Annotated in this window: 19 protein-coding genes and 3 pseudogenes; 2 read left to right on the forward strand and 20 right to left on the reverse strand. The window is 62.6% G+C overall.

Annotation, left to right across the window (positions count from 1 at the left end; genetic code table 11):
• Positions 1 to 7: 7 nt before the first annotated feature.
• The 16 genes and pseudogenes from CVM73_RS11695 to CVM73_RS11785 all read right to left on the reverse strand — a co-directional run bounded on the left by CVM73_RS11695 (position 8) and on the right by CVM73_RS11785 (position 20,868).
• Positions 8 to 433, reverse strand: coding sequence for a ribbon-helix-helix domain-containing protein (locus tag CVM73_RS11695; RefSeq protein ID WP_100232136.1), 426 nt, complete (start codon positions 431 to 433; stop codon positions 8 to 10).
• A 6-nt stretch (positions 434 to 439) separates the two neighbouring features.
• The gene (locus CVM73_RS11700; RefSeq protein ID WP_100232137.1) at positions 440 to 2,425 is read right to left on the reverse strand and encodes a conjugal transfer protein TraG; all 1,986 of its coding nucleotides are present in this window, start codon (positions 2,423 to 2,425) and stop codon (positions 440 to 442) included.
• A gap of 37 nt (positions 2,426 to 2,462) precedes the next feature.
• On the reverse strand, positions 2,463 to 4,226 hold the full coding sequence (locus tag CVM73_RS11705) for a relaxase/mobilization nuclease domain-containing protein (protein ID WP_100232166.1): 1,764 nt from the start codon (positions 4,224 to 4,226) through the stop codon (positions 2,463 to 2,465).
• 391 nt (positions 4,227 to 4,617) lie between these two features.
• Entirely contained in the window at positions 4,618 to 5,307 is a 690-nt protein-coding gene (locus tag CVM73_RS11710) for a lytic transglycosylase domain-containing protein (RefSeq protein WP_100232167.1), read from the reverse strand.
• A 206-nt stretch (positions 5,308 to 5,513) separates the two neighbouring features.
• Positions 5,514 to 6,011 carry a S26 family signal peptidase gene (locus tag CVM73_RS11715; RefSeq protein WP_245452284.1) on the reverse strand — a complete coding sequence of 166 codons (498 nt, stop codon included), beginning with the start codon at positions 6,009 to 6,011 and terminating at the stop codon, positions 5,514 to 5,516.
• 11 nt (positions 6,012 to 6,022) lie between these two features.
• Positions 6,023 to 6,487, reverse strand: a complete 465-nt coding sequence (locus CVM73_RS11720; RefSeq protein ID WP_100232139.1) for a DUF2840 domain-containing protein — start codon at positions 6,485 to 6,487, stop codon at positions 6,023 to 6,025.
• 289 nt (positions 6,488 to 6,776) lie between these two features.
• The gene (locus tag CVM73_RS11725) at positions 6,777 to 7,658 is read right to left on the reverse strand and encodes a replication initiator protein A (protein WP_100232140.1); all 882 of its coding nucleotides are present in this window, start codon (positions 7,656 to 7,658) and stop codon (positions 6,777 to 6,779) included.
• Positions 7,659 to 7,680: 22 nt separating this feature from the next.
• A complete protein-coding gene (locus tag CVM73_RS11730) occupies positions 7,681 to 7,962 on the reverse strand; it encodes a helix-turn-helix transcriptional regulator (protein WP_100232141.1) in 282 nt (93 codons plus the stop codon).
• A gap of 132 nt (positions 7,963 to 8,094) precedes the next feature.
• A pseudogene (locus CVM73_RS11735) lies at positions 8,095 to 8,501 on the reverse strand (DUF2285 domain-containing protein).
• 832 nt (positions 8,502 to 9,333) lie between these two features.
• Positions 9,334 to 9,654, reverse strand: a complete 321-nt coding sequence (locus CVM73_RS11745; RefSeq protein ID WP_100232142.1) for a DUF736 domain-containing protein — start codon at positions 9,652 to 9,654, stop codon at positions 9,334 to 9,336.
• Positions 9,655 to 10,232: 578 nt separating this feature from the next.
• On the reverse strand, positions 10,233 to 10,682 hold the full coding sequence (locus CVM73_RS11760) for a hypothetical protein (protein ID WP_100232144.1): 450 nt from the start codon (positions 10,680 to 10,682) through the stop codon (positions 10,233 to 10,235).
• 140 nt (positions 10,683 to 10,822) lie between these two features.
• Entirely contained in the window at positions 10,823 to 11,746 is a 924-nt protein-coding gene (locus CVM73_RS11765) for a DUF2493 domain-containing protein (RefSeq protein WP_100232168.1), read from the reverse strand.
• Between the two features lie 371 nt (positions 11,747 to 12,117).
• On the reverse strand, positions 12,118 to 13,179 hold the full coding sequence (locus tag CVM73_RS11770) for a DUF7146 domain-containing protein (RefSeq protein ID WP_100232145.1): 1,062 nt from the start codon (positions 13,177 to 13,179) through the stop codon (positions 12,118 to 12,120).
• On the reverse strand, positions 13,179 to 17,498 hold the full coding sequence (locus CVM73_RS11775; RefSeq protein ID WP_100232146.1) for a bifunctional class I SAM-dependent methyltransferase/DEAD/DEAH box helicase: 4,320 nt from the start codon (positions 17,496 to 17,498) through the stop codon (positions 13,179 to 13,181). Before CVM73_RS11775 ends, CVM73_RS11770 begins: the two co-directional genes overlap by 1 nt.
• A gap of 187 nt (positions 17,499 to 17,685) precedes the next feature.
• On the reverse strand, positions 17,686 to 19,803 hold the full coding sequence (locus CVM73_RS11780) for a ParB/RepB/Spo0J family partition protein (protein ID WP_100232147.1): 2,118 nt from the start codon (positions 19,801 to 19,803) through the stop codon (positions 17,686 to 17,688).
• A 102-nt stretch (positions 19,804 to 19,905) separates the two neighbouring features.
• Positions 19,906 to 20,868: an ArdC family protein gene (locus tag CVM73_RS11785; protein WP_100232148.1), complete on the reverse strand. Its 963-nt coding sequence runs from the start codon at positions 20,866 to 20,868 to the stop codon at positions 19,906 to 19,908.
• 1,398 nt (positions 20,869 to 22,266) lie between these two features.
• Here CVM73_RS11785 and CVM73_RS11790 point away from each other — a divergent pair.
• Entirely contained in the window at positions 22,267 to 22,545 is a 279-nt protein-coding gene (locus CVM73_RS11790; RefSeq protein ID WP_100232169.1) for a hypothetical protein, read from the forward strand.
• Positions 22,546 to 22,570: 25 nt separating this feature from the next.
• On the opposite strand, the gene CVM73_RS11795 is transcribed toward CVM73_RS11790, so the two are convergent.
• Entirely contained in the window at positions 22,571 to 22,759 is a 189-nt protein-coding gene (locus CVM73_RS11795) for a DUF3606 domain-containing protein (protein ID WP_100232170.1), read from the reverse strand.
• Between the two features lie 245 nt (positions 22,760 to 23,004).
• Between CVM73_RS11795 and ligD the strand changes: the two genes are divergently transcribed.
• Positions 23,005 to 23,952: a non-homologous end-joining DNA ligase gene (ligD, locus tag CVM73_RS11805; RefSeq protein WP_100232149.1), complete on the forward strand. Its 948-nt coding sequence runs from the start codon at positions 23,005 to 23,007 to the stop codon at positions 23,950 to 23,952.
• Between the two features lie 54 nt (positions 23,953 to 24,006).
• Here the strand turns inward: ligD and CVM73_RS11810 are convergent.
• From CVM73_RS11810 to CVM73_RS11825, 3 genes and pseudogenes are all read right to left on the reverse strand, one after another.
• Positions 24,007 to 24,227, reverse strand: a pseudogene (locus tag CVM73_RS11810) (metallophosphoesterase family protein); the annotation flags it as partial.
• 108 nt (positions 24,228 to 24,335) lie between these two features.
• On the reverse strand, positions 24,336 to 25,085 hold the full coding sequence (locus CVM73_RS40895; RefSeq protein ID WP_245452286.1) for a plasmid pRiA4b ORF-3 family protein: 750 nt from the start codon (positions 25,083 to 25,085) through the stop codon (positions 24,336 to 24,338).
• A 79-nt stretch (positions 25,086 to 25,164) separates the two neighbouring features.
• A pseudogene (locus CVM73_RS11825) lies at positions 25,165 to 25,289 on the reverse strand (IS3 family transposase); the annotation flags it as partial.

Genomic DNA, 25,289 nt, shown 5'->3' on the forward strand with positions numbered 1-25,289 from the left:
GGTTCAATCAGGTTTCTTCGGCCGGCTCCTGAGGGCGGATATCTTCAGGGATCTCGCGCAGAAAGCTTTGCCCCTTCTGCAAACGATGCCCGAGCGCATCGACAAATCCTTCAAACCGCTCCCGGCCCTTTGCCTGCGCGGCCGCCTGCGCATCGTTGGGTAGCGGCGGCGTAATCGTCAGCCAGAAACGAATGAACAAAGCCAAGGTCTCGGCCGTCAAACCCACGTCGCGTTCCAGCCGCTGCATCTGGCGCGACAGCCGATCGAGGCGCCTGTCGAACGCTGCCTCCCGCCTGTCCGCTCCATCCGGGGACAGAAACGAAACAACTGCCGCTTCCACGATCGCCGACCGAGAAAGCTTCTTGCGATCGGCGAGCTCCGAGATCTGTTTCAGCAGTTCTGGCGGGAAGTAGACGTTCATCCGGTCGCGCATAATGCCTCAGAGCTCCATACTGTCATTCGGGTCCATGGCGACCTGACGAGCGACGCCGCGCATTTGTTGGCGTATGAGGCGGGACTGACGGACCGCATCCTCATCATCGTCAAGAACGGCAGCAAATTCTTGTGCCGGTGTCGGTTCGGTCGTCTCGTTGGCGATCGCGACGTGATCGGGTAGTTCGGGCTCGCGACGGAGTCCGCTGTTCGCCGTGTCTTCCTTGGCCTCGGCGGCTTTGTCAGTTGGACCTCCCGTCTGCATCGGCGTTCCAAGCGCTGACCATCCGTCCGTTCGCAATGATCGGCCGGCCGTCGCCGGATCTGGCGGCGGCAGAACCCGCTCGGTGAACCGCCGATCCTCGTAGTAGCGGACCTTCTTCGCCCGGATCGGTGTCGTCCCCGCCACCATGACGATCTCGTCCATCGGCGGAAGCTGCATGACCTCGCCGGGGGTCAGTAGCGGCCTTGCCGTCTCCTGGCGCGAGACCATGAGGTGCCCCAGCCACGGGTTCAATCGATGACCGGCATAGTTCTTCATCGCGCGCATCTCGGTCGCCGTACCCAGCGCGTCGGAAACCCGCTTGGCGGTTCGCTCGTCGTTGGTCGCGAAGCTGACGCGGACGTGACAGTTGTCGAGGATGGCGTTGTTGGGCCCGTAGGCCTTCTCGATCTGATTAAGCGACTGCGCGATCAAGAAGCTCTTGATGCCGTACCCCGCCATGAAGGCGAGCGCGGACTCGAAAAAATCGAGCCGCCCGAGTGCGGGAAACTCGTCGAGCATCATCAGAACGCGATGCCGGCGGTCGCGAGCGTGCAAGTCCTCAGTCAGTCGGCGGCCAATCTGGTTCAGCACCAGACGGATTAACGGCTTGGTCCGAGAAATATCCGATGGTGGCACCACAAGGTAAAGGGTCGTCGGGCGGCTATCTGCGATCAGATCGGCAATCCGCCAGTCGCAGCGGCAGGTCACCTGAGCCAGAACGGGATCACGGTACAGCCCCAGGAACGACATCGCGGTGGACAGGACGCCAGACCGCTCATTCTCGGATTTGTTCAGGAGCTCGCGCGCGGTCGAGGCGACCACGGGATGGGCACCCTGCTTACCAAGATGCGGCGTCGTCATCATTGCCTTCAGCGTCGCCTCGATCGGCCGCTTCGGATCCGACAGGAAGGCGGCGACGCCGGCCAGGGTCTTGTTGGCTTCCGCATAGAGGACATGGAGGATGGCGCCGACTAAGAGCGAATGACTGGTCTTCTCCCAATGGTTCCGCTTGTCGAGCGAGCCTTCGGGGTCGACCAGGACGTCGGCCACGTTCTGGACATCGCGAACCTCCCATTCCCCGCGCCGGACTTCGAGGAGCGGATTGTAGGCTGAGGACTTCGGGTTGGTGGGGTCAAACAACAGGACGCGGCCATGCCGCGAGCGAAAGCCGGCGGTCAGCTGCCAGTTCTCGCCTTTGATGTCGTGAACGATGGCTGAGCCAGGCCAGGTCAGCAGGGAGGGGACGACAAGACCGACGCCTTTGCCGGATCGGGTTGGTGCGAAACACAAGACGTGCTCTGGTCCGTCATGACGCAAGTAGTCGCCGTCGAGCTTCCCGAGCACCACACCATCCGGACTGAGAAGTCCGGCCGCTCTTACCTCCTCCAGATCGGCCCAGCGCGCTGAACCATAGGTCTCGACATTCTTGGCTTCACGCGCGCGCCACACCGACATGCCGATCGCCACCGCGATCGAAACGAAGGTCCCCGAAGCCGCGATAAATGCGCCTTCGACAAAGACGTGTGGCGCATAGGCGTCGTAAACGAACCACCACCAGAAGAAGACGGGCGGGTAATAGATCTTGAAGCCCAGTTCGAACCAGGGCCGCCCAAGCTCCGGTTGCCAGGCGAGCCGCCAGGCCGTCCACTCGGTTGCTCCCCAGATGGCCAGCAAAACGATCAGGCCGACAACGATCACCTGGCCCCAGAGGATTTTGGTTCCGGACATCCCGAACGCCCTTCCCGCAACTGAGTTGGAGAGATTGCTAGAGGCCGAGGTCGCGCTTGCGGCCAAAACCCCATTCGACGCCACCGCCGTCCTTCACGACGCCGGTGACGTGTTGGCCGAGCCTCTTTTCGAGTTCGCGCGACCAGGGCACGAGTTGGAAGCCTAGCCCATTGTCGATCATGGCAATACGTCCTGAGGTGAGCGTCAGCCGCTGGCGATACGTGCCCGCCACATGCTCCCCAGAGGCGGCGTTCACGTGAGGCAGGCCGCTGCCGGCCGAGACCTTTGCAGCCACTTCATCCAGCTCTCGCCGGCGCAGCGTGTTCAGGAGATCGCGCTGCAAGATGATGCGTTGGCCCTGCCGCCGCGCCAGGCCCTCCTGGATCAGATGCTCGGTGCGGGCTTCCATGGCATCGCGGGTCTCGCGGCCGAATCCGCCCATGGCGAGCGGCACGGGGTCGCGTTCGACCAGCCTGTGGTCGAGCCAGGTCGCTCCTTTAGCCGTGACTTGCCCACCGAGATCGAGATCGGAACGGGTTGCTAGCACCATGGTCGGCCGCGGCTCGCCAGCTTGACCGAAGCGCCGGACTTCGACTATGCCGCCGATCGGCGGTGCGTGCTCGAAAGCCTCGACGCCTCGGAAGCGCACGTGGTGCGCACGTCCGTCTGTTCCGTCGATCAGGGCGTAGGCCTCGCCGGTCAGTTCGTCGTGCAATCCACGGCCGACCAGCCGTCCAATAATTTGGGACGTCGGCTGTCCACCTTCGATGACGAAGTCGGCAACGCCGCGCGCCTCGCCAAGCTCGGTAAAGGCGCGGTGCATGGTCTTGATGATGTCGCCGCGCATGCCGAGATCGCGCAAGCTCCGCTCGGCCTCGAGCCCTACTGTCCATTCCCCTGGTAGGGCGGATGTGGCAAGGCCCATTTTCTCCAGGTGTTGAAGGCGGCCGACCATCAGGCGCCGGATCTCGGGATCGGACTGGCCCGGGTTCTCCGGGCGAAGGTCGATATAGCCGGTTTCGTCAGCCGCCAGCCGGATCTCCCGATCGAGCCGGGTCCAACGCTCCGCCGTGACCTCCCTCTCCAGCGAATTGCGGATCTCGCGCTCCGGTTTTGGACCCAGTTCGATGGCGACCAATTCCTCGGCGCGTGAGCGCAGACCCTGGCTGATGTAGTCGCGGGAGATTACGAGATCCGCCCCTTCTTCATCTACTCCCCGTACGAGAAGATGGACGTGAGGGTTGTCGGTATTCCAATGATCGACAGCCACCCAATCGAGCCGCGTGCCGAGATCGGTCTCCATCTGCCTGGCGAGGTCGCGGGTGAAAGCCCTGAGGTCGGTCATATCGTCGGCGTCCTCCGGCGAGACAATGAACCTGAAATGATGCCGGTCGTCCTTGCACCGTCCCGCGAAAGCAGTGCTGTCGGCGCGGTCGCAGCCCTCATCGAACATCTCGGCCCGTTCACCACTCCGGGTCACGCCGTCGCGCTTCAGATATGAGAGGTGGGCGGTCAGTGGCGCTGAGCGGAAAGCCCGCCCTTTGTGACGAACCACGCGTGCCTTCACCACAACGCGCCGCGTGGGGCTGAACAATCTGGCGCGGCTAAAGGCGAGGCGCCCACGGCCAAACGTCGAGCGCCCATAGGCCGCCGAGCGCCTTCCAGCCGCAGCCTGCCCCGAGGTGTGTCCGGCTTTCTTCGCCACCCGCAGCACCTGGTTGATGAAGCTCTTCGGTTTCGGCGCGCGGGTACTGCGGATGCGCCCAGGCCGAATACGGAGCTCGCTGTCGCCTACACTCACGGCATCACCTCCCAACGAGGAAAAGCGCACACGGTGCCGAAAATGTCCTTGATTACATTGCTCAAAACGCATGGCGCGGCACGCGCCCCGACCGGCCGGCACGGTAGAACCCAAGCCATGCCAATGGCTTGCGGTTCGACCGGCGAGCCCCTTTTATCTCGCCGTGCCCGTGCTGCCGTCGTGGTCTCCCGGTCGCCGGTTGCCGAAAGAGCCCCCGCGACTCGGCAGCCAGCGCGCGACGCCCCGACTGCTTCCGAGCGCTTGCGATAGCGATCGTTACCCGAAGGGCCGAGCCACCCGAAGGGTGGCTCGGTGAGGAGCGAAGCGACGAGTAGAGCGCGGGCCGAAGGCATCGCCCATACGCCATCAGCTTGGGAACTCGCACACCTGGTCATTGCGATACTCCCGAATCCGATCGAGGGACGAACACGCCAATAGGCCGAGGGACCATGAGCAAAACATCGGGCTGTGAGATTGCGGTCGCGACACCGCTCGAGGGCATGAGCGCCAGCAGCCGATCGCGCGTCTTCATGAGATCGGATCGCGTGACGAATAGCGTCGCAGTTGCTGATGACTGTCCGCTGGACGTCCATCTCGGCGGCAGTTCGATAGCAAGCAGATTTGCAAGCTTTGCGACGTATGCTCGCGTCTCCTCTGGCAGAGAGCCGCCTGCGAGATGTTCTTCATAGCGAGATGGTCCCGCGTTGTACGCGGCAAACACCCCAGGCGAGCCATATCGATCGAGCAGTTCGCGCAAGTAAGCCGTGCCGGCCAGAATGTTGTCGTGCGGATCGTAGGGGTCGTTCCCGAGATTGTAGCGCTCGCGAAGTTCCGCCCAAGTCGCCGGCATAATCTGCATCAGGCCCATTGCGCCTTTTGGCGACTTGGCGTGCACGTCTCCAGCGCTTTCGATGTTAATGACCGAACCGATCCAGTTCACCGGAATTGCAAAACGCTTCGAGGCTTCGTCGACGAAAGCTGCAAACGGGTTGCTTGCCTGAGCAACCGCTTGAGCTAACACTGATCCACTCTGGGCTGGAGCAGCACTGTCCGACGCAGCGAAAATAAGCAGCAGCGACACGACAGCCCAAACACGCACGCCCGACCGAGCCAAGCACGCCGTCGTGCTCGCGCCCGTCCAGGGCAAAGCCGCTTCGCGCCGACCATGCGGCCGCCCTGGACTGCCGCCGCGCGCGTCGGCCCTGCTAGCGTTGGTTGGGACGGAGGAATGGTCCCGCGATCGATCGAACAGAGAATTGGCGGGATAAGAGCGTGGAACACGCACGATCACTCCTCCCACGTCCACACGGGCAGCACACGGCCGATCACCGCCGACGCAGGCAAGAATCCAAAATATCGGCCATCCAGGGAGTCGTCGGACTGCCAGTTCATCAGAAACAGCTCGCCGTCGCCGACGACGCGGCAGCCCTGCCATTTCGGCAATGGCCGCCCGCGTCCGTCGCGATCCCTCGCCTCGCCCACCGCGACGTCGTCGACCGAAATCGTGAGGCCGGTTCTGCAAACGGTCTGCCCAGGAAGGGCGAGCACGCGCTTCAGCATGGGGACGCCAATGGGCAAATAACCGTTAAGGTCGAGGAAGGTCGCGAGCGGCTCCGGCGGCTGCACGGCGACCAATTCAGTGACCTGGAATTGGTCCGCGGGTTGGAGGCGGTAGAGACCGATCGGCACGCTCGCGGATGCGTTCCAGATGTAAAGCGGAAGCGGCTCCAGGACCATCGTTGCGATGAGCGCAGCAGCGACTCCAATCGTCGCGGCCAGGATCATTAGGCGGCTCATCAACGCATCACCTTTTGGCGATGAAGCCAGGCCTGATGGCGGGCTTTCGTATACGGGCGTGGGTTTTCGTTGACGGACAGACGGTTATGAACGTGATGCCAATGATCAGGCGCGACATCAGCTGGATCGATACCGAGCGCCTCAACGGCGTCGACCATCTGCAGCACTCGCTCGACCTTCGGCCAACCTGAGAGACGCAGCAAAATCTCTCCGCCGGGTGCCACATAAGGGACGGTCGAGCAGCGCTGTCCCGGAGCGACTGCGCGCAAGATGTCGATCCGCGAAATGATCTTGCCAAAGTCGTTGGAGCTCCAACGGACGAAGGCAAAGATGCTTCCGGGCGCAAATGAGAGGACACGCCGGTGGCGATCAAGCTTCCGTTCCTTGACGATACGACCGAACCGAACGCGGTTTTCGATGCGTCTCTCGAGCCACAACGCTTCCACTTCCGTGAAAGTGCTCATGCCGCGGCTCCCTGATGCTGGATCTGGCAGCTGTGAGCTTGGGTCTGGGTGGAGAGTATGTATGGCCTGCAAAGGCAGGCTGGCCTATCGGACTGCCGTTGCCGACCGCCGCCAACGCGGCTTTCGGCCTGTACCGTTAGAAGAAATCCAAAGGATTTCTGGTTAGTAAAGTTAGAGCAGCTGGAATGCGCGGATAAACAAGCTCTTAGGCTCGATTCCGGTCCCCGATAGCACGAGGATCGCGTCCCCGATAGCACGAGGGCTGCGGTCCCCGATAGCACGAGTTGATTCACAGGTTGTCCTCCGAATTTGGAATGAGCGCACGCCGACGCAAGCGGGCCATTAAGGGATCAACAGTCAAAGGCGCGAAGTTCAGCCGCTCGGCACCGTTCGGGTCGCGCGTGAGCACGAGCTGATAGCCGGGCAATGTCTGGCGCTGGACGATCTGACGTACGTCGTAAGCGAAATGCTTGAGCGGTGAGATGATGCCGGACTTGGCATGGAGGTGCACAAGGTCAAAACTCCAGCCGCTGTCCTGCCGACCTCCGTGCTTGCGCACAAGACGATAAAGCCACCGCTCAAGTCCGCCCGTCAGCTCGAAATAGGCGCGATCGATCGTCAGCACGAGTGCGTCGTCGATGACGCCACCGTAGAACCAATCCGGCAGGATCAGCTCGATCCCAAATGGGCGGCCGTTTGCATCGGCCGTCTCCTTCCATTCGTTAATCCAGGAGAAGCGATGCCGTCGTCGTTCTGTCGGCTGACGGATCGACGTCAGCACGGTCGTTGACTGAAGCCTGTCAAGACCAGCCTTCAGGCGGTCATAATCACGTGCGCTGGTGCCGCGGCCCACGAACGTCAAAATCTCGTAAGGCGTTGCAGCCATCAGGCGCGAGGTCTTCAAGCCTGCGTCACGGGCTTCGACGATCTGGGACGCGGCCCAGATCAGGACGTCTGCATCCCAGATAGTTGCCATGCCGTGTTCCGGCACGGCTTCGACACGAATTGCGATCGCACCGGCACGGAAATCGATCGGCACGATCCGCTTGGTCTTTGCCAGGGAAAAGAACGGATAAGCCATCAGATCCTGTGCATCTCGGGGTGCAAGATCGCCGGGTAAGGCCCGAAAGAGCTCAAGCTGCTCGCGCTCGGAATGGTGCTTGCGCCGCATGGTCGTTGCTCTCACGCGACAATCAGCGACGCTCTTGGCCGGCATACGGGCGCAGCGCGGGATGCTTCTTGGCCGGCAGTACCGTCCCCTTCCCGGGGTCGGAGGTGGACGTCTTGGCGCCGAGATCGGCCCAGGCTTTCAGATCATCAACGGCGTAGACGACGCGTCCGCCAATCTTCCGGTACGTCGGCCCGGTGCCATATGTGCGGTGTTTTTCGAGTGTGCGGCCTGACAGGCCAAGATAGCGCGCGGCCTCAGGTGTACGCAGGAATCGCTCGGGAAGACCGGCCATCGGATCGGGCATTTGAGAACTCCAGGAGGACAGCGCACCACGCTTGGCTAGGCCGGCGTGTGTGCGGTCATCATGGAGGAGCAAGAACTCGGAGGGGGATGCCGAATCTTGAGGGTAAGATTTTCGGCACCCCTGAGAACTGCGCTACTCGTCCTTGCGCCCGGGCCGGAGGTGTTTGCGGTAACCACCGCGCATCAACGCGAGACCGCCTTGCACCAAGCGGATCGTTCGATTGCGCAGATCATGCGTCTTCCAGGCGCGATCGGGGATACGTTTTTGCCGAGCAGCGCTTCGGCGATGATGCGACAACTGCCGCCGATGCTATGCGCATCGAGCGCGCGGATCGCCGCGCTCAGAGGTTTGCGCCGCTGTTTGGATCGTGTGTGAAATGCCGGACCTGGCGCGCGCCCATTGATTGCACGCCAGAGCCGCCGGGCTGCATAGGCACGTGCGCCGAAATCGCCATCAAACGGCAGTTCGGCTGCGTATGATACGCCGAGTACCGGCGGCTCTTTGGACCAAACACGGTGATTTACCGCACCGATCCGCATCACGGCATGCCAGCCGTCGGCGGCGCGGCGCACCTGACCGGCTGTAAGGTCGAGCAATGGCTGAGGCGCCGATACGAGATCGGCCGTCAAGACAACCGTCACCCGAACGACCGCCGCTAGAACCTCCGGCGCGCAAAAGATGATCTGCTCGTCGAACGACCTCTGCGGGTCATGGGCGAAAGCAGATGCCCTATTTCCTCCTGAATTCGTGAGTCACTTCGCCGTTCGGACTGTTGGCAATCATCGCCTCGTACTCACGCCGATTGTCTGCGTTGCGGCGGAGACATTCCTAGGCGATGTCGGCGACTTCCGCGTCTTGTAGGCTCTTGTAGGAATCCGGCGAGCGCCAGTCGAATTCAGGCATTGCTTCCGCCCCATTGCACACTGCTAACAAGGATTGCAGCGCAATGGTTATGAATGATGCAGTTGTAGGAGGACCCTAGTTTGGCGCCACGTGGTGCTTCGGAATGACCACCGATTAGCAAAAGAAAATAGTTCTTCCTGCAAGTCGCCAGCCGACGATGTTCTTCTTGCGTCGGGTCCGCGCAAGAGGCGCCCCTGCTCGTTCACACATTTGGCGCGTGCGAGATAACTCTGATGACGCAGGAAAAATTGGGCGAGCGCGCGGGGTTTATGTGCGCGTTACGTCGGAGCCATCGAGCGCGTCGATGTATCAGCAAGCGTCACCGTGCTCGGCAAATTGCTGAAGCATTGGGAGTCGAACCGGGAGACCTGCTCAAAAAGGCTGCGCGGCTTAGCAAATCCTAAGCCGTCTCAGGCCTGCCGCGAAGCGCCCCGCCCGGCGGACCGGACGGGGCTTGCTCGGGCGCTCTTAGTCGCCGGTCTTGCGCGGCCGCGACCAGAGCAGGGTGTAGCCTTCACCGCCTTCGTCGTCGAGCAGGTTCGCGTAGATCGGCGCGTTGAACGAGGGGTCATCGAGCTTGAGCGAGAGGTAGTCGCGGCCCTCTTCGGAGCGCTTCGACCAGGCCGCGCCGATCTCCGCCCGGCCCACATAGATGCGGTGGCTGGGAGCGTTGTCGTTGGAGCGGTTGGTCTCGGCGACGATGCGGACGCCCTTGGCCTTCAGGCTCAGGGTCACGATATCGCCCTGGAATTCGTTGCCGACCTTCTTGAAAGAACCGATGTTAGCCATGTCACTTCTCCTGTTGTGTTTCGAGCCCGCGACCACCGCGGCCTCGATGGCGATCTAGGGCCGAGGACGATCGGCGACGCACCCGCTCGGGCTGGAGCGCAGCGGAGGACGTCGTTGTGGCGACTTTCTTGTCTCGCGAGGAATGGGCGAAGCCCAGGGGAAGAAAGTCGCATCAACGGCGTTGCGGCTCAGACGATCGAGGCGAAGCCGGTCTTCGGCCAGATCAAGCCATCAACGAGGCCACGTGCGTCCGCGTGCTGAACCACAATCTCTGAAGAAGCGTGGCTATCTCGGTTTTGATGAACAAGAGGTCGGAACGATTTAGCGGGGAAAGAGAAACAATCTCCTGCAAAGGGCGGCATCGTCTCCCAAGAACGGATCGAGGTTAACACCGCTCCGCCGCGGATGCGTGGGCAAACCGAAATGCCGGCGGCTTGATCGAGGAGCTCCGAGGATGACTGCCGCTCCCGCGCTCAGGTCTCGATCTTCCCCGGTTCAACGCGACGGTTTACGCGCACCTTTTCGACGATGAAGGGGGACAAGGTCGCCCCCTCCGGCCATGTGGCCGTAAGAACTGGTTAGGTCGGGTTCTCCACTACCCCCATCCGGCTCGAACGGGCGGTCTCCGCCAAAGCGATCAAGCGCATCCACGCCGTAACGCCAACGCAAACGGCGCCCAGGCAAGCGAAGACCTCACGCCAAGTCAGCGAAGGCACCCCGATCTGCGACACGGCGAATACCACATGATAGCCGGCGACCGCGGCGGGAACAGCGAATGCTGTCGCGATCGCGATGCGCAAGGCCAAGGGCCGAGTAACAGCGACGGCGACCTGGCCGAGGACGAGCGTCAGCGCACCGCCGGCTGTTGCGATAAGCAGCGCACCGATCAAACCAGCGCCGCTGTGAAGCGCCGTCATCCCGATACTTAGTGCGACGAAAAACGGCAGGGCATACACAGCGAGCGCAAAGATTGCCCAGCAGAATAAGCCAATGCCGAGTGTGTTGAGAACGAGCCCAAGGGCGAGCATGGTGGTGGCTCCATGTCCATAGATCTACCAGTCGCGCCTTCCACCACCACCACGGCGCAACTCTGGATATGAGTCCGAAACGAGGCGGAGTTGCGGCGCATGCAACTCCGCTTCGCCGTTTAGAGGCTGGAAGATGGCGCTCACGCGCCGCCGAACCTCCAGACGGGGATGCCGAGCCGCTTCGCCTTGTCGGCGAGGTTGTCCTGGATGCCCGTGCCCGGGAAGTGCATGACACCGATCGGCAGGAGTTCGAGCATGGCATCGTTGCGCTTGAACGGTGCCGCCTTGGCATGTTTCGTCCAATCGGGCTTGAAGGCGATCTGAGGCACTTTGCGGGTGGTCGCCCATTTGGAGGCGATCAGTTCAGCCCCCTTCGGAGAGCCACCATGGAGCAGGACCATGTCGGGATGCTTGGCGTGAACTTTGTCGAGACGATCCCAGATGAGGTGGTGGTCGTTGAAGTCGAGCCCGCCGGTGAGTGCGATCTTCGGACCCGGCGGCAACATGACCTCGGTCTCAGTGCGGCGCTTGGCCGCAATGAAGTCGCGGGAATCGATCATCGCAGCGGTCAGCGTACGATGGTTCACCAGCGATCCCGATCGAGGGCGCCAGAATGAGCCGGTGTGAGTCTCAAAGCGCTCGATGGCCTGGTCACGGAAGAGTTCCAGGCAGTTGCGACGCTCAATCAGCGTGATGCCTTCCGCCGTGACGCGCTCGAGTTCGACTGATCGAACTTCGGAGCCGTCCTGCTCGCGCTGGCTCTTCCGCTGCGCCTGTTCGTTATCGTCTAGCTGGCGACCAACGCGGGCGACGGCCCGATGGAACAGGTTGACGGTCGACCAGAGCAGATCGTCGAGGTCCGGTTCAAGCCGTGTGTCGCTCAACGTTACGACCAGGGCGTCAAAGATATCGGCGACGGCGCCGGCGATGATCTTCCCCTCGGGAAGCGGCCGTGGATCGGGCTCGTCGTCAAAGGCGCGATAGCCGAAGAGCTGCAATTCGGTGAGAGCATGGTCGGTTGGAGATGCGGCGTGCGGCGGTTCGATGTCGTCGTGCTCGGTCATGGAGCGATCCTTTGCTGGATCGGCCGCGACCATCGCGGCCTTCGTGGCGATCACTCAGACGGCAGGCGGAGCGGGCCAGAACCCGGAGCGGCTTGTCCGCCGAAGCCCTGAGGGCGTAGGCGGAAGCGGAGGGCCGCAGCGGCAGCGGAGGATGGCGGAGGCCGGCTATTTTGCTTCGCGATGCAAAGCGCGCTCGCTAGATGGCTAATGTGTATTCTCGTCGCCGGCGGGCGGCGGAAAATAGCCTGACGCAGCCATTGCCGGCCCAAGCCGCTTGCCGTCCGATCGCCCTCTAGAAGGCCGTGGTCGCGTGCTCCTCCGGCATTGGACGCGTCGTGACCGGGCTGTCGACCCCGATCGAAGTGCACGGGCTATTCCGCAGCTACTGCCGGAGAATGCAGGAAGCGGACGACGTCCTCTGGTACGAGCTGAAGCCGCAACGCTGCCCGGAGGGCATCGATCCCGAAGATATGCAGATCTTCGTTGAAGTCGCCCAGCCGAGGCGACAGCGGGATGGCTTCAATGCCGACCTCTTCCGCGCGCTGGGTGAGAATAGCCTGTACGGCATCTCCGGCAGCATCGTCATCGCGGGCGATATAGAGCCGACGCAGACCACACGGCAGCGACATGGCTGCGAGATGATTAGCCGAAAGCGCAGCCGCCATCGGCAACGTTGGCAGCACGTAGCGCAGCGACAGCATGGTCTCGATCCCCTCGCCGGCAGCAAGCACGTCATCGACCACGCCGAAACGGACGGCGTTGCCGAGCAGGTCGCCCATGGCGCGTCGTGGCGTCTCGATCGGAGCCTTGCCGAGCCGCACGCGATCAAAGCCGTCTGGATCGAGCCAGGTGCGGTGTACGCCGGTAATCCGCCTATGGAGGTCGGTGACGGAGGCTATCATCGCCGGCCAGGTTTCGGTCGACGAATGCTCGTCCGGTCGATAGTAGCAACGAGGATGGATGCGCAAGCTGCCACCATGGTTGATGCAAGCAATTCCGCGACGCTGTAAGTACGCCTCGGCTAATGTCCCTTCAATCGGGCTGGATATCGAAAAGAGCCGACGCGCGGCTTCCTGCGATCCGGCCGGTGCGACTGAACGAATAGGTTTCGGAGCGAATTGCAGCTCTGAACGAGGCAGCTTCAGAAAGCGCTTCGCCTCCTCGGCCACCTCACGAAAGTCTCGCAACGCCATACTTTCGCGGATAATGTCGAGGAGATCACCATGTTCTCCGGTCGCGGCATCGGTCCACTTGCCGGCGGGCCCCTTTGGCGATTCGTGCAGCCGCACGAACAACGAGCGGCCCCGGGTGTTGTGAACGTCGCCGACCACCCAGTACCGCCCCGCCCGCTTACCGTTGGAGAGATAGTGTCGGCACACCGCCTCCGCCTCGCGCGCGAGGCGGCGTGCCAATTCGGAGGCATCGCCGGGCATCACGCGGCCTCCCGATCACTGATGCGCGCCACCGGATAGGTGTCGAGCACCTTCGACAGGATCTCGACGCCACTTGCGTCCGTGGGCACGAACATGCGCAGCTTCCAAGAGATAATTTCGCCGAAGAGGCCATAGGCCCAGAGACGATCGCGCATCGTGTCGTTGAATCCCGACAGCTCGATGCGATATGCACCCATCACCCGGACGCGGCGAAGCTGGAGTCCCTCCGCGAGTTCGAGGACGGTCCGTCCCTCTATCAGCGCGGCAAATGCGGCCTCCGGCGTCAGCGAAGGCGCCTCCGCCGCAAGGACATTTGCGACCCAGACCGCCGAGACCTTGCGTCCGATGATGCGTTCGCCCGCATCTGTCTGGAGCCGATAGACGCGGGTCGATTCGTTCGGTAGCCGCTTCCAGATGGGGAGCAGCAAACCTGCGACGACGTGGATCGTGCTTTCCGTGAACTCGGGCACCTCGGCAAGCTCCGCCAGCCAGGCCACGGCGAAGCGCTCACGATCCGCCTCGACCCAATGGCTTTCCGCCATCACGCTTAGGGGGATCCTGTGCTGCTCCATCGGCCGGATCAGACGGACGCGCCGCTCGATCTCGCCGTCATCGAGCATGACGCTCGTCGCAGGGACCTGCACGGCGGCTCTTCCCGAGCGCTTATTGACGAGCAGGACGGCCTGACGATCGGAAAGACGTGCAAGAGCGTCATCCAGACGCACCGGATGATTGCGCTGGCGCTGCGTGATCGTGAGCAGCCGGGTCTCGGCACCGGTCCCCGGATGGGCGTAGATCGTCCGCCGATCAGTGACGACGAAGCTCTCGGCACGGAGGGTTTCCAACCCCACGTCGTAGGTGCCGGATGCAACCGCGCCTTCGATCCGAGCGGTCAAAAGTTGCTCGAAGGCGGTGAACAGCACATTCTGTAGGTCGATGGTGAGCGCCAATAACCTGTTCAGAAAGGTCGTGATCGGCGGCAGGTCATCCCTGAGTCCATTGGCATCCATGAGCTTCAGACCGGTCGCATCCTCGAACCGTTCGAGCGAGCAGCCGTCGACCTTGCCTCGCGCGAGCAGCGTGTAGAGCTGACGCAACGCGTCGCGGCCGTACTGGCTTTCAAGGTTGTCCTCGGGCCGGAACAGGCCCTGCCCTCCGGTCTGGCGTTGGCCGCGCGTGATGGCCCCCAGCGTGTCGAGCCGGCGGGCAATGGTGCTGAGAAAGCGCTTTTCGGCCTTCACGTCGGTCGCAATCGGACGAAACAGGGGCGGCTGCGCCTGGTTGGTCCGGTTGGTCCGGCCGAGCCCCTGGATCGCGGCGTCGGCCTTCCAGCCGGGTTCGAGCAGGTGATGGACCCGCAGGCGGCGATTCCGAGCCGACAGTTCGGCGTGGTAGCTCCTCCCCGTGCCCCCGGCGTCGGAGAACACGAGGATGCGCTTGACGTCATCCATGAAGGCCGAGGTGTCGGCGAGGTTGGCTGAACCGGCTCGATTTTCGACCACCAGCCGGTCGCCCTTGCGAACAATGCGGCGTGAGCGGCCCGTCACCTCTGCGACCAGTTCGGTGCCGAAGCGCTGGATGATCTGATCCAGTGCCCCGGGTACGGGCGGTAGCGATGCAAGCTTCTCGATGAGGCGGTCACGTCGCGTAACGGCCTCCCGGCTCTCGACCGGCTGGCCGTCGCGATAGACAGGCCGGGAGCAGAGGTTACCTTCAGAGTCGGTGAAGGGTTCGTAGAGCTGGACTGGAAAGGAATGGGCGAGATAGTCGAGCACATACTCGCGCGGAGTGATGTCGACCTGGACGTCGCCCCATTCTTCGGTGGGGATCTCGGCGAGCCGGCGCTCCATCAGCGCTTCGCCCGTCGACACGATCTGGATAACCGCGGCGTGTCCAGCCTCAAGATCGTTCTCGATCGATCGGATGAGCGACGGCGTCTTCATCGAGGTCAGGAGGTGACCGAAGAAGCGCTGCTTCGCGCTTTCGAAGGCGGACCGTGCCGCAGATTTGGCCTGCCCGTTCAGCGTTCCCGTTGCGCCTGTGATGTTGGCGGCTCGCATCGCCGCATCGAGGTTGTTATGGATCACGCTGAACGCACCGGCATAGGCGTCGTAAATGCGAACCTGCTCCGGCGTCAGCTGGTGCTCCACCAAGTCGTACTCGATGCCCTCGTAAGACAGCGAGCGGGCCGCATAGAGTCCGAGCGCCTTGAGGTCGCGCGCCAGCACCTCCATGGCCGCGACACCGCCCTCCTCGATCGCTTCGACGAACTCCGCACGCGTGGCAAACGGAAAGTCAGTGCCGCCCCAAAGGCCGAGGCGTTGGGTATAAGCGAGATTGTGGACCGTGGTGGCGCCCGTCGCCGATACATAAACCACGCGAGCATTGGGCAAGGCGTGCTGAAGCCTAAGGCCTGCGCGACCCTGCTGAGAGGCGGCCTGGTCGCCGCGCTCGCCCTTGCCCCCGACCGCATTCTGCATGGCATGGCTCTCGTCGAAGATGATCACTCCGTCGAAGTCGGAGCCCAACCATTCGACGATCTGCCTGACGCGCGAAAGCTTTTCGCCACGCTCGTCGGTCCGTAGCGTGGCGTAGGTGGTAAATAGGACGCCTTCCGCAAGCCGGATCGGGGTGCCCTGGCGAAAGCGAGAAAGAGGCGTAACCAGCAGGCGCTCCATGCCGAGCGCGGACCAATCGCGCTGCGCGTCCTCGATCAGCTTGTCGGACTTGCTGATCCAGATCGCACGGCGGCGGCCCTTGAGCCAGTTGTCGAGCAGGATCGCCGCGACCTGCCGCCCCTTGCCCGCCCCGGTGCCATCGCCCAAGAACCAGCCGCGGCGAAAGCGGACGGCATTCTCTGCGTCCTCGCGCGCGGCGGCCACAACATCAAAGGTCGCGTCGACTGTCCAGGAGCCCCCGAGAAACTCGGAATGCGCCTCACCGGCATAGATGATGCTCTCGAGCTGGGCATCCGATAGAACTCCGTCTGCCATAACATTGACCGGCAGGTGCGGACGATAGGATGGCTTTGGTGGCGCAACGGAAGCCATTGCCGCCGACTGCACGAGCTTGGTCGGATGTGCGCACGATCCGGGAATACGGATCGATTGGAGTCTGTATTCCTCGTAGAGTGCATCGGAAAGCCGAGCGCATTCCGGCGGCGACCATTCGACCGCCTCGTAAGCAAGTTCGACGCCATCTGGCGCAGCGGTTATTGAAGAAGGCGATGAGCGCGGTGCAACGGCGCTGGTCGATCGCAACATCGCTGGCCGCCCGGCGGCGGTCTCCGATGGCGCGGCGACGGGTAGCCGTGGAGGCACATGCTGGGTCACCCAGCCAAGCAAGGTAGCGACATCGGCCGCCATGCCCGGCGAGGCAGGAAAAACCTTCGGATCTGCGGCGGGCAGCTTGTCGATCACAAGCAGCCGTGTGTCGATTTGTGTTCCGTGCTTCGCGTAGAGGGCGCCGTCGACTGCCGCAGAAAACACCACCTGCCCGCGCTCCTGGAGCTGCACAAAGCCATCTCTCCATGCCGGGTTATCCGGCGCGAAGTTTGCGCCAGTGATGGCGACGAGGCGTCCACCATCGCAAAGACGCGCGAGCGCCGAAGCGATGTGGCGGAGGGCCGCATCCGCCATCCGCCGATCGACATTCGCCAGCGCGGAGAACGGCGGGTTCATCAAAACAACGCTCGGTGCGACACTCGCCTCGAGGTGGTCGTTTATCTGAGCAGCATCGAACCGCGTGATCTTAACGCCCGTGAACAGATGATCGAGCAGCCCCGCACGGGCCTCGGCCAACTCGTTCAACACCAAGGCGCCGCCGGCGAGCTCGGCAAAGATGGCGAGCAAACCAGTCCCCGCGGAGGGCTCAAGAACGCGATCGGCAGGCGTAATTCCGGCTGCGGTAGATGCGGCCAGCCCGAGCGGGATCGGCGTCGAGAATTGCTGAAACGCCTGGCTGTTCTCGGACCGCCGCGTGTGGGTCGGGAGAAGACCCGTCACTCGCGCAAGCATCGGCAGCATGGCGGCCCTCGAACCGGCCTTGGCGCGCATGGCCGGGCCGAACTTGCGAAGGAACAGAACTGTTGCCGCCTCGCAGACGTCATAGGCGGTCTTCCAGTTCCAGACCCCGGCCGCGTCGGAGGCGCCGAAGGCGGCCTCTATGGCGCTACGCAGAACACCGGCATCGATGCGCCGGCCGCGTTCGAGCTCGGTCAGAAGCTGTCGCGCGGCCCGGACGGCGGCGGAGGTGAGACTTGCAGCGGCGCGCATCGAGAGCGGCGCGGCGGCAGCGCTGGCGGCGAGAGATTCGGTCATGGCAGGGTTCTTTCGGAGAGCAGGAAGGGGGCGAACCATCAGGCGCTCTCCCTTGACCCCGACGGCTCAAACCCTTCCCGGCCCGACTCTCCCTCTCAAGCCTCGCCAATAAGAATGGGGACCAGCGCTGCGCACCGGTCCCCAAACAACCGCGGGAGACGGCCAAAGCCGTCCCGCTCTGTGATGATCACTCAGCCGCGTCGAGCTGTTGCGGATCTTCGTCGCCGCCGTTCTCCCGATCCTCCTCGTCGGCGAGGAATTCGGGCAGCGGGCCCGCTTCGCCCTCCTGTCCCACTGGCGCCGCATCGGGATCGACGAGACGCAGCGGCTCCGGCAACCAGCCCGAGCCATCCAGAAGGCGCTCGGCCTCCTTTGCCATGTCGGCCTTCTTCAGATGGTCGATCAGTTGCGCCGACGGCTCGCCCTTGGCTTCCCGCACGGCTTCCAGAATACGCGGCTTGGTGACCCGGCCGAGATAGTTGTCGACGGTCGGTCGCCAGCCAGCCTGGACCATGTCGAGCCCGACCGCGCGCGCCAGCACATCAGCCTGGTCGAGACGCGTGCGAACGCCATGGGCGGAGACGCGACCCTGATTGTAGCGATTGGCTGGTTCATAGACGGCGTTGACAGCAAATGATGCACAGTGGGCAAACAATGATGCCTGTGCAGCGCCATCAAGAGCTGACAGTGCACCCCAGAGATCGTTCTCGCTCTTCGGCAACCGCGCCTTCCAGGCCTCATGCCGCGCCTCGACGGCCTTGGCGGAGACGCTTTCCCTCAGCCCCGGAGCTTGGGCGGGAAAGTTCGGCGTGCGAAGGCTGATCTCAAGACAGCTCCCGGACGATGCGAACCGGTAAAAGGCCGTCAGCACGAAGTTATGCAGTACCGCCTGAAACGCAATCGCTGGATTATCTGCCAGCGCATCCCGCAATGCCAGCGTACGATGCGCCGTCAGCTCGATAATCAGCCGATCCGGCAGAGGCCTGGCCGCGTCTTCATCATCTTCTTCAGCATCAGGAGCACTACCTGCGACCGCTATGACCGAGCGCTGGACGGAAGAGCCCCCTCCTTGACCTTCAGTCGACGAGGCATCGGCGCCTTGCTCGGCATTAGGATCGGCTGCCGGCACCTCGTCCTCTGGCCGGACGTAACCCCGGTCCACGGAGAGGCGCCCTTCGGAATCGATGCTGATGAAGACGCCGGCTCGGGCGATCTCCGACTGATCATAAAGCATCGGCCGGTCTTCGAATGTCGCCAGTGCCGACTCGATTTCGCCGAGACGCTGATCGACCTCGTCGGGCAATTCGTCGGCATCCTGATAATCGGTTTCAAGCTTGGCTTGCTCGGCGTTCAAGGCATCGATTGTGGCCCGCTCCTCAGGCGAGAGATCGACAGGTTTACCTTCGATTTCTCGTAGGCCTTGGGTGTGACCGTAGGAGAACTCTACGGCGACCGATATCCACTTCCAACCTTCGGCCGCAATCGTCTCAGCCTCGGCCTTGAGCTTTTCGGTCACGAGGCGGTCGAGCAGCACGACGTCCTGAAGCCAGCCGCCGTCGTCGTGCTCGAACAGATCCCGCAGAACGCCACCACCCGCGTTCTGATAGGCATCAAGGCCCACAAATTGGGCGCGGCGATCGGACCCGCGTACGGTGTTCTCGGTGAGCAAGCGCCGGATCTGGTAAGGCTCGTCATAGCCGGAACGGCTGACATTCTCCCAGACTTGCTCCTGGCGGGCGTGATCGGCCGTGACCGAGAACGCCATGAGCTGCTCGAGAGTCATGCCGTCTTCGGCATACACCTCATGCAGCTTCGGCGACACCGACGCCAGCCGCAGGCGCTGCTTGACAATTGCAGGGTTCACGAAATGGCGGGCGGCAATGTCTTCCTCGCTCATGCCGAGATCGCGGAGTGTCTGGAAGGCCCGAAACTGATCGAGCGGATGCAGGCCGACCCGCTCATCGTTCTCCGCCACCGAATCGTCCGCGGCGATACCCCCTTCACGCACAACGCACGGTACTGCCTGCGTCTTTGACATGCGTTTTTGCTTCACCAGGAGCTCGAGTGCGCGATAGCGCCTGCCGCCCGCTGGCACCTCGAACATGCCGGTCTCGTTGCCATCTGCATCAACAACGGCCCGGACACTCAGACTTTGCAGAAGCGTACGCTGCGCGATGCTCTCGGCTAGCTGCTCGATCGAGACACCGGCCTTGACGCGGCGAACGTTCGACTGGCTGAGCACGAGTTTGTTGAAGGGGATGTCCCGGGAAGGCGACAGCGTGATCTTTTGTACGGCTTTCGTCATTTTGGCTCTCCACGACGAGCGGCCGCGAGACTCTCTCTCGGCTTCCACCCGTCGCGAACAGCCTCCCCTCCTCTCACTCTCGCGCAGCCACCAGGCCAAGCATCACGCCGTCTCGTGATCGGCGACAGCCAAATCCAGCGATGCGGGCTCAATGGACCCGGGAACGAAACCGAGCAAATAGTCCGCGGCCTTGCTCGCCTGTGAGGCGGCACGCACGATGGCCCGACTGTCTTCACGCAGGACTTCAAGCCAGGAGCCGATATAGTCGGCATGGCGCACGGTCGGGACGATCCCGAGCGACGCGCAGCTGAATGCGGAACTCAACTCGGCGACCAGTTCTTCAAAGGCATATTTCTTCGTACCGTAGGATCCGCTCTGGTCGCGATTGAGGCGCGAGGGATGCCCGGTGGCATGACCGAGTTCATGCAACGCGGTGCGGTGCCAGTTGATGGGTTCGAAATAGGCCTGCGGCGGCGGGACCTGAACATAGTCTTCGGCTGTTGCGTAGAATGCGCGATCTCCACCAATTCGAAATGGAATTCCGCTGGCCTTGACCAGGGCGTCGACCGTGGGTTCGATGAGGCCAGCCGGCGGTGGCGGCGCAGCCGTGGCAATCTCGTCAGGCAGATCTGCGCACTGATCGACGTTGAAAACGGTAAATCGTTTGAGGAATGGAATCGCCTGCGCGTCTTCACCGGTCTCGGCGGCGCGGCGCTTTTCGTCATCCGGCACGAAACGATCTGCGTAAACAACAGTAGTACCGCGCTCTCCCTTGCGAACGTGGCCGCCGAGCGAGAGCGCCTGACGAAAGGTGAGCCAACTTTGACCTGTAAATCCGCGCTCGATCACGGCGCCCCAGAGGATGAGGATGTTCACCCCACTGTATTGCCGGTTGGTCGACGCGTTTTTCGGCATGGCCAGCGGCGCTTTCGCCGCGGCCGTCCCCCAGGGCTGAACCCAGGGGAGGCGTCCGGCCTCAAGCTCGGCAATGATCTTGTCGGTGATTTCGCTATAGAGGTTCGCCCGGTCGTGGCCAGTGCGCGCGCAAGCATTAGGGTTTGACATCGCGGGTCTCCGCGACGGGCACCGCGAGCCTCTCTCGCAGCTTGTAACCCGTCACGGAAAAACCCAGCCTGCACTCTTACTCTCAGCTTCTAGCGCAATCTGTCTTAGGCCGCAGCCGATCAGGCGTGCGCCCAAGGGCGCATCGCCTCAACGGAAAATGGCACCCGGAGAGCGTGAGCATAGCGACCCGAAGGGGCACGCGGGTCCGAGTGCAGCGACGAGACCGGTTCAATAGCGGCACCCGGGAACGGGGCAGTGATAGCGATCGCCGCAGGCGAGCCCCTTTCCCGAGTGCCCCCGGCGAGGAGCACCAAAGCTCTGGCGCGAGGGATCGAAGCCGCAAGGCCGAGACGCTGCGCGGCTCGGTTCACGAGAGCCCGGTGTGGCCCTGGCCGCACGCGCCAAAACCTGAGCGTACGTGATGCAGGCAATGATACGAGAACCGCCCGACATTCTCACAGCAGTCTCACAATTGTGGAAGAGAGGCCTGTGGGCGAAGCGAAAGCGAAGACCCCTCGCGGACGCGGCGAAAGAGGCACCCGCAGGAGGGTCAGCATAGCGCCGACGCGTAGCGGCGGGACCCGGGACCGAGTGCAGTCGGAAGACCGGTTAAGAAGGCACCCGACCCGAAGGGCAGTGATAGCGACGCCGGCATGCAATGACGGCGGGCCCGAGGGCGAGTGCCTCCGGCGAGCGACTCAATGCGGCTTCACGTCTGCTTGGTATCAATTTTGCTTTTGTGATAGTGTCTCACTCGTGCGCATGTCTATGCACGTCGTGGGCATGTTCACTGAGAGTCAATTCTTACAGAGGACGACATGGCCAAGAAAGCGAAGAAGGCAAAGAAGACCGCGAAGGCAGCCACCAAGAAGGTGGCGAAGAAAACTTCAAAGAAAAAGAAGTAGTCGTATCGGCACTGATCTATTGCCGCCTCCGGGTCGCAACCCGGATGAAAAGCGAGACCTTCCCAAAGGATATGAAGCGTCCTTTGCAGCCGTTTGGTATCGCGGCACGCTAAGATAAGGCCGGACCTTTGTGCAGGTGGCTGCTGCATAAAGGTCCGGTTTTTCGTTTCTGCCCCGCGAGGGCGTGATCTGCTCGAGCGCGAGGGATCGAAGCCGCAAGGCCGAGACGCTGCGCGGCTCGGTTCACGAGAGCCCGGTGCGGCGACAGCCGCACGCGCAAAACGCAGCAAGGAACAACCACCTGAGCTCGGACGTCTGAAGCATCGGAAAACGGTTTCTTCAGTTCGTTCTTGCCCATCCTAGCATCTGGCCGGGCGGAAAATTCGGCCTTCGAAAAACCACGAGATCCCACGACCCGAATCCCAGTCGTGTGTTAGCGATGGGGAATGTCTGGGCGATAAAACGATTCGTCTCAGCGTGGGAGAACCTTTCAATGCTGATGACCAGGCAGAGACGGCCGGCGATCCGCACCCTGCGCGGCTGGGCGATCAACGTGCTGAACGAAGCCGGCGCCATCCGCGAGTGCGACGAGCACGGTTGGATGCAGGACCGCGCCGATCCCCATGCACGAGAGCGGGCCTTCGACATCGCCCGTCGAGATCCGCCAGCAGACGTATCCCGTCAAGAAGCGGAGGCCGCGGTTCGCGACGCGCTGGATTCGATTGGTGACACCTGCCCAGAATGCCCTCCTGACGAGGAGGACCGGCGCTAGGCCCCGACGCCGACCCTACTCCGCCTCAGCGGCCCAGCTGTTTCTCCACGCGCTTGCGCGCGTTGCCAACCTTTTTGACGGCCTTCTTCACCGCTGGCGCCGACCTTCCGGTCTTCTTTGCTTCGTACTGCAGTTCGTAGTCCTGCCCGCCTGCCACCCGCGCCCGGTCCTGCTTCCTTCCACGGGCCGTCTTGCTCTTCTTCGCTCCCGCCATTGGTGCCTCCTGTTGTGACATGGAAGCAACGCGACAGGGATTCGCAGGTTCCGGAACGATTCGAACTGTGCCAATTTGAATCGGCTGTAGCGTAGAGTTCTCCAGTGGCGTTTCGCGCGTAATAGGCCGGCAGCTTTCGGCGGCAAGGCGCTTCTCCCCGGCTTTATCGAACCGGCCCTGGCCACCTCGAGCGATAAGGTGCCGTCCCTGCATTCCACAACACGCACTGAAGGATTGGCCCTTGAATGAGCCGGACGTCGACCCTGCCCAAGCGCTTACAGCCAATGCTCGCTACGCTCACCGACGGGCCGTTCGACGACCCCGACTGGGTTTTCGAGGATAAGTACGATGGCTTCCGGATGATCGCGGAAATCCGGCGGGGCAAGGTTTCGCTCTACAGCCGCAACGGCAAGATCATCAGCCGCAACTATATCGAGGTCGCCAAAGCGCTGGAGGGCGTGAAGGGCGACGCCGTGATCGACGGCGAGCTCGTCGCGATCGGAAAGGACGGCGTCTCGCATTTCCAGCTACTTCAGAACGCACTGCGCCATGAAGCGAAGCTCCTGTATTGCGCCTTCGATCTCATGTTTCAGAACACAGTTGACTTGCGCAAACAGCCTCTTCTCGAGCGCAAGGAACGGCTGAAAGCGATCTTGCCGCGTCACCGGCTGATCACCTTCAGCCGTCACCGCAAAGCGAGCGGCACGAAATTCTTCGCCGAGGCCGAGCGGAAGGGTCTGGAAGGCGTCATGGCGAAGCGTGCCGACAGCGCGTATGCCTCCGGAAGCCGGACGGCGGATTGGCTGAAGATCAAGGCAGCAAAGCGGCAGGAAGTGGTGATCGCGGGCTTCACGGCGCCGAGGCGTACAAGACCCTACTTCGGCGCCCTGGTCCTCGCCGTGCGGGAAGACGACACATGGCGCTATATCGGACATGTTGGCACCGGCTTCAGCCACAAGGTCCTGGAAGACCTCCACGCCAAGCTCGTGAAGCTGACGACCCCGAAATCACCGTTCCCTGCCAAAGTGAAGGACGAAGCCGCCACGACCTGGGTCAAGCCCTCGTTGGTTGCCGAGGTCAAATTTGCGGAATGGACGAGTAAGGGCGAACTGCGCCAGCCTGTCTACCTCGGGCTCAGGTCTGACAAGCGGGCAAAGGACGTCGTGCGTGAGCGAGAACGTCCGCGCAAGTAGAGCTTCCCTTCGGCGAAAGCCGGCAAAAAGGATTGACGCCCCCTCCGCCGACACTCACTCGCCTCCAAGGTCGTGGATTTCCGGTCGCTGCCATCAGGCGTGAGTTCGAGCGTCGCAAGTGTGATCGGCAGCTTGAAGCGCCGGGGTCACGCGCTGCCGGGGGTCAGATAGAGAACGCCACCGACTGTGTTGATCTTCGGCACGTGGGAATGCCCGGAGACGATGACGTCAATGCCGGCGCCGGGATCGACCTTCAGCGTCTTTGGTCCGAACAAAAGATACATCTAGCGTCTCGCATTAGCGCCGCTCTTAGAAGAGCAGGTTGTCACACGAGCACGGGAGGGTGGACGGACTCGTTACGTGTAAATGGCGGCACGTGCGTTTCAGTGTAAGCGTAGCTCTGAGGCCCATCTGATTGGCGCCTGATGTCTATTTTGAGCGCGTGGTGCGCCGGCGCGGCTTCCATTGTCGGACAACGCATTGACAGCGGCCTCAAGCGCCTTCCGGTCGACGACGTTGGGATCGAACTGCTCGGGGCCCCAGAGGCGCATATGTTCGTGCTCCGGATGGGTGGGGTCGCTGATGGCGTCGAGGTATTCGGCATAGCCTGACGCACCGCCGACATCTTCCGGAGGACAACGGCCGGCGGCCTCGAGCAAGAACGGAAGTCCCTCCGTTGTCGTGTTGTCGAACCACTTTTCAAGCTTGATCACGTGGTCCCAGCTGTCGCCGAAGTTGTAGAGATAATGGATCGTCTTCGCGCCGGTCTCCTGAACGATATTGGAGAGCCGCGTCTTGCGGGCATCGATGGGCTGAGGGCCAAAATCTCCATCGGGATCAGGGATACCCCAACGTCCGTCGCCAGCCAGGAACTCGAAGAGATGGCTGCGCATCGCAAGGCGTTGTTGCGATGCCTCATCGAAAAGGTCGTGCTCGACCGCGGTGAGCACGACTTGGCCCTGGCCAGGATCGTCTGGCGAGGAGGCGCCGTGACAGAGCTCGAGGTGAAGATGAGCGTCAACTCCGTCACCAGATTGACGCGAGGTACAGAGATGCGGGAGCGCCTGCTGGCGCTTGCCCGCGACGGTGTCCCAGACGACGAGATCGCCGCAATCCTTACCCACGAAGGCCACCGCTCTCCCCATTGCACCGATAAGGTGCTGGCCATCACCGTTGGGCGGATCCGTCGTGCCGCTGCCATCAAGGTGGCTAGCCGAAGCGACGGCGCTCCTGGGCGATCGCCCTCATGCGCTGGCGAAGGCCGGCTTCGTCCGCCCGGGTCGTTCGGTATCTCATGGTCATGCGGCAACAGCCGATGGCTTTACACGCCGCCGTTC

Origin of the sequence: Bradyrhizobium forestalis (genome assembly GCF_002795245.1) — a bacterium.
GTDB classification, from domain to species: Bacteria; Pseudomonadota; Alphaproteobacteria; order Rhizobiales; family Xanthobacteraceae; genus Bradyrhizobium; species Bradyrhizobium forestalis.